Below are 8,299 nucleotides of genomic sequence, written 5' to 3'. Positions count from 1 at the left end.
ATTATCAACGGCTCGGAAGTGTCTAGATTTTCCGTGGCGATTCAATACCCATACAAGTAAAACCTTTAGTTCAGTTTAGCATCGGCGTAACGCCATAAGAAGTTTGTTCTATCAACATTTCTTGAATCCCCAAATATTTTATTTGCATTCAGAATGGGAGTTACACCCTTTAAGGAAACGTATAAAAATATGAATATCAATAAGTTAACCAAGTTTCTGATATCAGGATAAAATGTTCCACGACAACAGTTACATATGTTTTTTCGAATGTATTGTTGCGATTGTAAACCTACAGAGTATCCTGTTATTAAATCAACCGGAGGACAGATGCTACTAACTTCCCTACGACTCTTCAAAAATCTCTCCGATGAAACCCGCTTGGGCATCGTGTTACTGCTCAGGGAAATGGGAGAGTTGTGCGTGTGCGATCTCTGTACGGCGCTGGATCAGTCGCAGCCAAAGATCTCCCGTCATTTGGCAATGCTCCGGGAAAGTGGACTATTGCTGGATCGCAAGCAGGGCAAGTGGGTTCACTACCGCTTATCCCCGCATATTCCTTCCTGGGCCGCTCAGGTGATTGAGCAGGCTTGGTTAAGCCAACAGGACGACGTACAGGCCATCGCCCGTAAGCTCGCATCAACCAACTGCTCTGGCAGCGGTAAGGCTGTTTGCCTCTAAAAATTTTGCCTGCACATATATGCTTTTCCGGATATGAGGTGTTAAAGATGAAAACGTTAACGGTGTTTGACCCGGTAATGTGCTGCAGTACCGGCGTATGTGGCTCAGATATCGATCAGGTTCTGGTTGATTTCTCTGCTGATGTGCAGTGGCTGAAAGGACGTGGCGTACAGGTTGAACGTTACAACCTGGCGCAGCAGCCCATGAGCTTTGTTCATAATGAGAAAGCGAAAGTATTCCTCGAAGCATCTGGAGCAGAAGGGCTTCCGCTACTGCTGTTGGACGGTGAAACGGTGATGGCAGGGCGGTACCCAAAACGTGCTGAGATAGCTCGCTGGTTTGGTATACCGCTGGAGAGGGTAGGGTTAGCTCCCACCAGCTGCTGTGGTGGTAATACTTCCTGTTGCTGATATGTCAGGAGGACATATGAAATTCTTACAGAACATCCCGCCTTATCTGTTTTTTACCGGTAAGGGAGGCGTAGGAAAAACTTCCATTTCCTGCGCGACGGCTATCCGCCTTGCCGAACAGGGTAAGCGGGTTTTGCTGGTCAGTACCGATCCTGCCTCGAATGTCGGCCAGGTATTCGACCAGGCTATCGGTAACACCATTCGCCCTGTGACGGCAGTTCCTGGGCTTTCTGCTCTGGAGATTGACCCGCAGGAAGCCGCCCAACAATACCGCTCCAGAATCGTTGATCCTATCAAAGGTCTTCTGCCTGATGACGTTGTTAACAGTATCAGCGAACAGCTTTCAGGAGCCTGTACGACTGAGATTGCGGCGTTCGATGAGTTTACTGGCTTACTGACCGACGCTTCTCTGCTGACCCGCTTTGATCACATCATTTTTGATACAGCGCCGACGGGCCACACGATTCGCCTTCTCCAGCTTCCCTGTGCCTGGAGTAGCTTCATTGAAAGTAATCCAGATGGTGCTTCCTGTCTTGGCCCAATGGCCGGGCTGGAAAAGCAGCGTGAGCAGTATGCTCATGCAGTAGAGGCGCTATCCGATCCTGAACGTACCCGCCTGGTTCTGGTTGCACGACTGCAAAAATCTACGCTGCAGGAAGTCGCCCGCACTCATGAAGAACTGGCTGCAATTGGCCTGAAAAACCAGTACCTGGTTATTAATGGTGTGCTGCCTAAAGCAGAAGCTGAACATGACGCCCTTGCCGCTGCGATATGGCAACGGGAACAGGAAGCACTGGCAAATCTTCCTGCCGGTTTATCTGAGCTATCGACAGATACCTTATTACTCCAGCCAGTCAACATGGTTGGCGTGTCTGCATTGAAGGGACTACTGGACACCAGTGCAAGAGCATTACCGCTGCCTGCAAGGAACGTCCTGTACACGCCTGAAAACTTATCGCTCTCTGTCCTGGTTGATGATATCGCTCGCAGTGAACACGGTTTGATTATGCTGATGGGCAAAGGTGGCGTAGGTAAAACCACGATGGCTGCTGCCATCGCCGTCAGGCTGGCGGATATGGGATTTGATGTCCATCTCACCACCTCAGATCCCGCTGCACATCTCAGTGCAACGCTCAATGGAAGTCTTAAAAATCTGCAGGTCAGCCGAATTAACCCTCACGATGAAACTGAACGCTAAAGGCTTTGCTGATATACATCCCACCCAGCGCAATCAACCACACCACGGCGGTGTGCGACAGCGTCGCCGCCAGTCCCAGCATGACCGCCTGTTTGATGGTGCCTTTAATGGCGATGATAAAGGCCGCCATCATGGTCTTGGAATGCCCCGGCTCCAGGCCGTGTAGCACGCCCAATAAAATCGCACTGGGAATAAAGAACCAGGCGTTGCCCTGCTGAAGAAGCGTCGAAAATTCACCCATGAGAATGATTCTTAGTTGGTTTGTTTCGTCAGATTCTACTCCCCCCCAGTACCGAATACTACCCCCCAGTAGATCGGCACGGTATAGTACGTCATGATTTATGCAACGGGGACAGGACGATGTCACATACGATCCGCGACAAACAAAAGCTCAAAGCCCGCGCGAGTAAGATTCAGGGGCAGGTAGCCGCGCTGAAAACTATGCTTGATGAACCGCATGAATGCGCCGCCGTTTTACAGCAGATTGCGGCAATTCGCGGCGCGGTAAACGGATTAATGCGTGAAGTGATTAAAGGTCATCTGACCGAGCATATCGTGCATCAGGGTGATGAAATCAAACGTGAAGAGGATCTGGACGTCGTGCTGAAGGTGCTGGACTCCTACATCAAATAATTCAGTTTAACGGCTCATCCACATAGTGGAATGAGCCGTTAAACAACACGTTCTAGCCAAAAAACATCACAGATACGCACAGCAGACCGACAATCAGGGTGATCAGATTGCCTACCGAGCGGTACGGCTTCAGGGTCGGGATCAGATAGGTAGACAATGTCGGCATGATGAACAAAATCATGGCGATCAGCGGCCCGCTAATCGCGTAAATCATTGAAATTGCATTTGGATTAATGCAGCAAATGATAAACGTGATGGTGGAGACCAGCATAATAGACAGGGCGCGGTTAAAGGCCCGGCTTTTCTTCACACCAACCTGGTGCAGAGACGTTTTGACCAACTCTGTCGCCCCTTCAATCACGCCAAAGTAGGTGCCGAGGAACGATTTTGACATCGCCACTACGGCGACGATGATCCCGGAAATCGACAGCCATGCGGGCGCGTTGGGCATCATCGACAGCGCGGACAGAATGGTCACGCCCTCGTGCTTCGCATCTTCAATGTAATTTACCGGAATCGACATCAGACAGCTGAAGACGAAAAACAGCACGCTCAGGCAGATGATAACGTAGGCGACTTTCATGATTTTTTTGCATTTACCCATGGCCTGCTCGCCGTATTTCTCACGTCTGTCGATAGCAAACGTGGAGATAATCGGCGTATGGCTAAAAGCGAAAACCATCACGGGAATCGATATCCAGACCTGATGCAGCGTGTGCTGATCAAACGACATCTGGCCGGTGAGTAACGTTGGCTGCCAGCTTCCGGTCAGGTAGAGCGACAGAAACAAAAAGTAAGCGATTAGCGGGAATACCAGAAAACCCATCACCCGAATGGTGGCCTGGCGACCCATCAGAAAAATCAAATTCAACACCAGCACTACGCCGAGACTGACCAGCATACGTACGCGAAGATCGATCTCGATATGTTTTGCCAGCTGTTCGGTGAGTGAGTTGGTGATCGCCACGGCGTAGATCAGCACCACCACAAAGAAGGCCACAAAATAGAGGGTGGTAATCAGGCTGCCTATCTTTTTGCCGTAATAGTGGGTGACTGCGCCAGTGATCCCTTCACCCGCTGAGGTTTTGGATGACAGAATAAACTGGCACAGCGCTTTATGTGGCCAGTAGGTTAAAGGCCAGGCGACGAGTGCGGTGATAAACAGCACCACCGCGCCAGCAGAACCCAGCTGTATGGGGAGGAAAAGGGTTCCTGCGCCGACGGCAGTCCCGTATAACGCGAAGCTCCAGAGAGTCTCTTCTTTTGACCAAATTTTCTACATTATTTGAACGTATCAACTATAAAATAAACAAAAAGAAGCGCAATTTACCACAAATGAGCGGGGCTGGGGGAGGTGTGAGCATGTGGGCGGGAGAAGGGATGAATAGCCGGAATGGAGATAATTCCGACTATTCATTGGATTATCAGGCAGTAACGCGCTGCTGGCGACGTTTCATTACGCGCTCGCGTAATGTGTCATACGCCCAGTTATAAAACATGGTGTACGGCAGGAAGAACAGGAAGAAACCAATTTCCAGGGTGAATGCTTGCAGCAGGCTGACGTTCAGCACATACGCCATAATGATCACTCCAATCACAATAAACCCACTTTCAAAACCTAACGCGTGAAATGCGCGGACCTTAGCCGTACGTTTTACCAGGTGAGTCGGCCATAAGCGGTCAAACAGGGCGTTATAAATGATATTCCAGATCATCGCCGTGGTCGCCAGAAGTATGGTCAATCCGCCCATTTCCAGCACTGAGCGCTGCATCAACCACGCGGCGGTTGGCGCGAGAACGGCGGTGGCAATACCCTCAAAACAGACGGCGTGAAAAATACGTTCCATTAACGAACGGCGTTGGACTGTATCGTGTTGCATAACCTAAAACCTTCTTTGATGCCCGGATAACGGAATAGTGGTAATTTTATCGTTTTATGTGATATCTAAAAGATAGAATCCATCGATAAAGTAGATAGTTTATGCGCTACTCTCCTGAAGCATTAACGGCATTTGTTGAGACCGTCTCCTGCGGCTCCTTTTCTGCGGCGGCGCGGCGGTTACGCAAAAGTCAGTCCACCATCAGCACGGCGATAGCCAATCTGGAAGCCGATCTCGGCTTTGCGTTGTTTGACCGCTCTTCACGTCAACCCACGCTCACCGAGCAAGGCAAGCGGATTCTTGGCTATGTGCAGGCGATTCTGTCGGCCAGCGAGCGGCTGGACGAGGCGGCGATTTCGCTGTCGGGCGCAACGGAAGCACGTCTGACTTTTGTGCTTTCGGACACCCTGCATCCGGATGTGTTGGAAGATTTGATGGTGCAGTTTGACCGACTGTTTCCGCACACCGAGTTTGAATGTCTGATTGGCGAAGATGAGGACGTAATCGATCTGCTGCAAAAGGGACGTGCGCAGGTTGGTCTCCTTGAAGCGCGTGAGGATTACCCCACGGACATGGGTGTCACGCGCCTGCCGATGCAAACCTTGATGGGATTGTACGTGGCGGTTTCGCACCCGCTAGCGGCGCAGGAAAAACTGCAGTGGGAGCAACTGCGTACCTGGCGCGAGCTGCGGCTAAATACCTATCTGGAAAGCGGCACTAACGTGGCGCGTGGCCCTGTGTGGTCTGCACCCAACTATTTATTGTTGCTCAGTATGGCGGTGCAGGGATTTGGCTGGTGTGCGCTGCCTTGTGCGCTGGTGGAGGAGTTTGCTGCGGAAAAACAGCTGGTACAGCTGAAGGTGCCTGGCTGGCCAAAGGCTATCTCTATCGATCTGCTGTGGAACAAGAAATCGCCGCCTGGCGTGGCGGGAAGCTGGCTACGCGATCACTTACAACAGGGTGGCGTTTCGATGATAGATAAATGATACACATTTCCTTTGTGATAAAACTCACCATTTTTTAAACAACTAAGATAACTATTCTTAACAATCATCTACTATTGCGCTGTCATTTTGCGCTGAGGTAGTGATGAAAGAGGTTGTGATAGTGGGGGCGTTGAGGACACCGATTGGCTGTTTCCAGGGTACGCTGGCACGCCACTCTGCCGTTGAATTAGGCAGTATGGTGGTCAGGGCGTTAATGGAACGCACCGGGGTGGATGTTCACTCTATTGATGAAGTGATCCTGGGTCAGGTCCTCACGGCTGGTGCGGGGCAAAATCCGGCACGCCAGTCTGCCATTAACGGAGGACTCCCCAACACCGTTTCCGCCATCACCATTAACGACGTTTGTGGCTCGGGCCTGAAGGCGTTGCATCTGGCGACGCAGGCTATCCAGTGCGGTGAAGCCGACATTGTGATTGCCGGTGGACAAGAGAATATGAGCCGCGCCCCACATGTCCTGACCGACAGTCGCACCGGGGCGCAACTCGGTAATAGTCAACTGGTCGATAGCCTAGTGCACGACGGCCTGTGGGATGCTTTCAACGATTATCACATGGGCGTTACCGCGGAAAACCTGGCGCGGGAATACGGTATCAGCCGTGAATTACAGGATGCCTACGCGCTTCATTCGCAACACAAAGCGCGTATGGCGATCGATGCTGGGCGGTTTAAAGATGAAATTGTGCCTGTGGTCACTCAGCGTAACGGGCAATCGATAGTGGTGGATACCGACGAACAGCCGAGAACCGATGCCAGCGCAGAAGGGCTGGCGCGTCTGGATCCTACCTTTGATCGTTTGGGGTCCGTTACGGCGGGTAACGCGTCATCAATAAACGATGGTGCTGCTGCCGTGATGATGATGAGCGAAGCCAAGGCCCAAGAGCTGAACTTACCCGTGCTGGCGCGCATTCGTGCCTTTGCCAGCGTCGGGGTTGATCCTGCGTTGATGGGCATTGCGCCGGTGTACGCGACGCGACGTTGCCTGGAACGAGTTGGCTGGCAATTGGCGGATGTTGATCTTATCGAAGCCAACGAAGCGTTTGCCGCGCAGGCGCTTTCTGTCGGCAAAATGCTGGAGTGGGATGAACGCCGGGTGAATGTGAACGGTGGGGCCATTGCGCTCGGTCATCCGATTGGGGCGTCCGGCTGCCGTATTCTGGTTTCACTGGTCCATGAAATGGTGAAACGCCGGGCGCATAAAGGTCTGGCAACGCTGTGCATCGGCGGCGGCCAGGGTGTGGCGCTGGCCATCGAACGTGACTGATCCGCTCTAAATTAATCCTCTCAAATACGCCCATGCAAATGTGACAGCGCTCACCTGTTATATTTTGAAATAAGTAAAATCTATTCAGAAAAACTCTGAAGCAAAATCCCTCCTCTGATTTACCCTTTTCGCTTATAACTTAATTAATAATACAAAAGTGTATAATTATCACAGGTAATATAACTTGCGTTATTAACTGCGTGTTTTGTTGTATCTCATTGTTTTTAATATAAATTGTTGTGATTAATACTTCTGCCATTCATTTTAAATAAAATGAACCGTGATCATGATCTTTGTTTTCGGGTTTTTAGATGATTTTTGTTTGATATTCATCACGCTGTTGTTGTCCATTTTTTTTGAAACAAATAATTACGATCATGATCACTAAAATAGTGGTGTTAAAAAAATAAAATGCAATTCCATAAAAAAGGAACATCATTTTAATTTGAGGGTAGCATATGTTTAAGAACACTCTGGTGCTTGCGTCTTTAATTGGTGCGTCATTTGCAGCGCAGGCTGTCACCGTTGACTTACGACATGAATATATTGATAGCGGGTCTAATGCTGATCGCGTGTCGGTGTCGCATCGTTTTGAAAATGGTTTAGGTTTTACCGTTGAAGCAAAATGGAAATCGGGCGGTGATAAAGCTGACCAGCCTTTTGCTGATGTAGTGGGTAACGGTCATGAAGACTCAATTAACTGGCGTTGGAAAGCAACCAGCAATATTGCGGTAACGCCAGGTCTGACACTTGAAAGTAATGACAGCCGCACCATCTACAAACCGAACCTGCACCTGCAGTACAGTTTTGAGAATGGTTTCTATGTAGCTACCCGCTATCGTTATGAATATACACGCTATCCTTCAAGCTCCAATAAAGAAGATGATAAGGTAAACCGTGGGGATGCGTGGGTTGGTTTTGTGCTGGGTGACTGGCGTACTGAGCTGAACTATGTTTACGCCAAAAGCACCGAAGGTGTCGCGCGTAATAATAATAAAACCTACTCCAATGAATATAATGCCAAGTTAGCCTATAAGTGGGATAAAAACTGGGCACCGTATGTTGAAGTCGGGAACGTGGGTGTGAAAACAACGGATGAGCGTCAAACTCGTTTCCGTATGGGCGTCGCCTATTCTTTCTAAATACCATCAATAGCTGGCGAAATACCCCGGAGATGTTGGCCGGGGTTTTCTGCTGCTTATTATTTATAGTCTTGAGCTTTTCTATTAATA

8 protein-coding genes and 2 pseudogenes are annotated in these 8,299 nt (G+C 49.9%); 7 read left to right on the top strand and 3 right to left on the bottom strand.

The features are described 5' to 3' along the window. Positions 1-327 precede the first annotated feature (327 nt). The 3 genes and pseudogenes from arsR to FDW88_RS19525 all read left to right on the top strand — a co-directional run. Positions 328-678, top strand: a complete 351-nt coding sequence (arsR, locus tag FDW88_RS19535; protein ID WP_049025755.1) for an As(III)-sensing metalloregulatory transcriptional repressor ArsR — start codon at positions 328-330, stop codon at positions 676-678. A gap of 47 nt (positions 679-725) precedes the next feature. Continuing rightward, positions 726-1,088 (top strand): arsenite efflux transporter metallochaperone ArsD, encoded by a 363-nt coding sequence (gene arsD / locus FDW88_RS19530; protein WP_048998181.1) that lies wholly within the window; start codon positions 726-728, stop codon positions 1,086-1,088. A 16-nt stretch (positions 1,089-1,104) separates the two neighbouring features. After that, positions 1,105-2,283 (top strand): annotated as a pseudogene (locus tag FDW88_RS19525) (TRC40/GET3/ArsA family transport-energizing ATPase); the annotation flags it as partial. On the opposite strand, the pseudogene FDW88_RS19520 reads toward FDW88_RS19525, so the two are convergent. Continuing rightward, a pseudogene (locus FDW88_RS19520) lies at positions 2,276-2,527 on the bottom strand (nickel/cobalt efflux protein RcnA); the annotation flags it as partial. The pseudogenes FDW88_RS19525 and FDW88_RS19520 sit on opposite strands and share 8 nt — an antisense overlap. Before the next feature lie 119 nt (positions 2,528-2,646). On the opposite strand from FDW88_RS19520, the gene rcnR reads away from it, so the two are divergent. Beyond that, the gene (gene rcnR, locus FDW88_RS19515) at positions 2,647-2,919 is read left to right on the top strand and encodes a Ni(II)/Co(II)-binding transcriptional repressor RcnR (RefSeq protein ID WP_016154292.1); all 273 of its coding nucleotides are present in this window, start codon (positions 2,647-2,649) and stop codon (positions 2,917-2,919) included. 52 nt (positions 2,920-2,971) lie between these two features. Here the strand turns inward: rcnR and FDW88_RS19510 are convergent, their stop codons facing one another. Next, positions 2,972-4,192 carry an amino acid permease gene (locus FDW88_RS19510; protein ID WP_249354906.1) on the bottom strand — a complete coding sequence of 407 codons (1,221 nt, stop codon included), beginning with the start codon at positions 4,190-4,192 and terminating at the stop codon, positions 2,972-2,974. A gap of 151 nt (positions 4,193-4,343) precedes the next feature. After that, positions 4,344-4,799, bottom strand: a complete 456-nt coding sequence (locus FDW88_RS19505; RefSeq protein WP_137363197.1) for a multidrug/biocide efflux PACE transporter — start codon at positions 4,797-4,799, stop codon at positions 4,344-4,346. A gap of 101 nt (positions 4,800-4,900) precedes the next feature. On the opposite strand from FDW88_RS19505, the gene FDW88_RS19500 reads away from it, so the two are divergent. From FDW88_RS19500 to FDW88_RS19490, 3 genes are all read left to right on the top strand, one after another. After that, positions 4,901-5,785 (top strand): LysR family transcriptional regulator, encoded by an 885-nt coding sequence (locus FDW88_RS19500; RefSeq protein WP_117343813.1) that lies wholly within the window; start codon positions 4,901-4,903, stop codon positions 5,783-5,785. Positions 5,786-5,888: 103 nt separating this feature from the next. Further along, complete coding sequence (locus FDW88_RS19495) at positions 5,889-7,067, top strand: acetyl-CoA C-acetyltransferase (protein ID WP_096755827.1); 1,179 nt, start codon at positions 5,889-5,891, stop codon at positions 7,065-7,067. Between the two features lie 458 nt (positions 7,068-7,525). Further along, on the top strand, positions 7,526-8,209 hold the full coding sequence (locus FDW88_RS19490) for an oligogalacturonate-specific porin KdgM family protein (RefSeq protein ID WP_096755828.1): 684 nt from the start codon (positions 7,526-7,528) through the stop codon (positions 8,207-8,209). Positions 8,210-8,299: the final 90 nt, after the last annotated feature.

Source organism: Citrobacter sp. wls829, from assembly GCF_005280825.1.
GTDB lineage: Bacteria > Pseudomonadota > Gammaproteobacteria > Enterobacterales > Enterobacteriaceae > Citrobacter > Citrobacter gillenii.
The sequence above is the reverse complement of the archived record's forward strand: the minus strand, read 5'-3'. Positions and strand labels throughout refer to the sequence as shown.

Bases quoted from the DNA above. Each gene is read 5' to 3' on its own strand.
- arsR (WP_049025755.1), top strand. From the start codon at position 328: ATGCTACTAACTTCCCTACGACTCTTCAAAAATCTCTCCGATGAAACC.
- arsD (WP_048998181.1), top strand. From the start codon at position 726: ATGAAAACGTTAACGGTGTTTGACCCGGTAATGTGCTGCAGTACCGGC.
- rcnR (WP_016154292.1), top strand. From the start codon at position 2,647: ATGTCACATACGATCCGCGACAAACAAAAGCTCAAAGCCCGCGCGAGT.
- FDW88_RS19505 (WP_137363197.1), bottom strand. From the start codon at position 4,799: ATGCAACACGATACAGTCCAACGCCGTTCGTTAATGGAACGTATTTTT.
- FDW88_RS19500 (WP_117343813.1), top strand. From the start codon at position 4,901: ATGCGCTACTCTCCTGAAGCATTAACGGCATTTGTTGAGACCGTCTCC.
- FDW88_RS19495 (WP_096755827.1), top strand. From the start codon at position 5,889: ATGAAAGAGGTTGTGATAGTGGGGGCGTTGAGGACACCGATTGGCTGT.
- FDW88_RS19490 (WP_096755828.1), top strand. From the start codon at position 7,526: ATGTTTAAGAACACTCTGGTGCTTGCGTCTTTAATTGGTGCGTCATTT.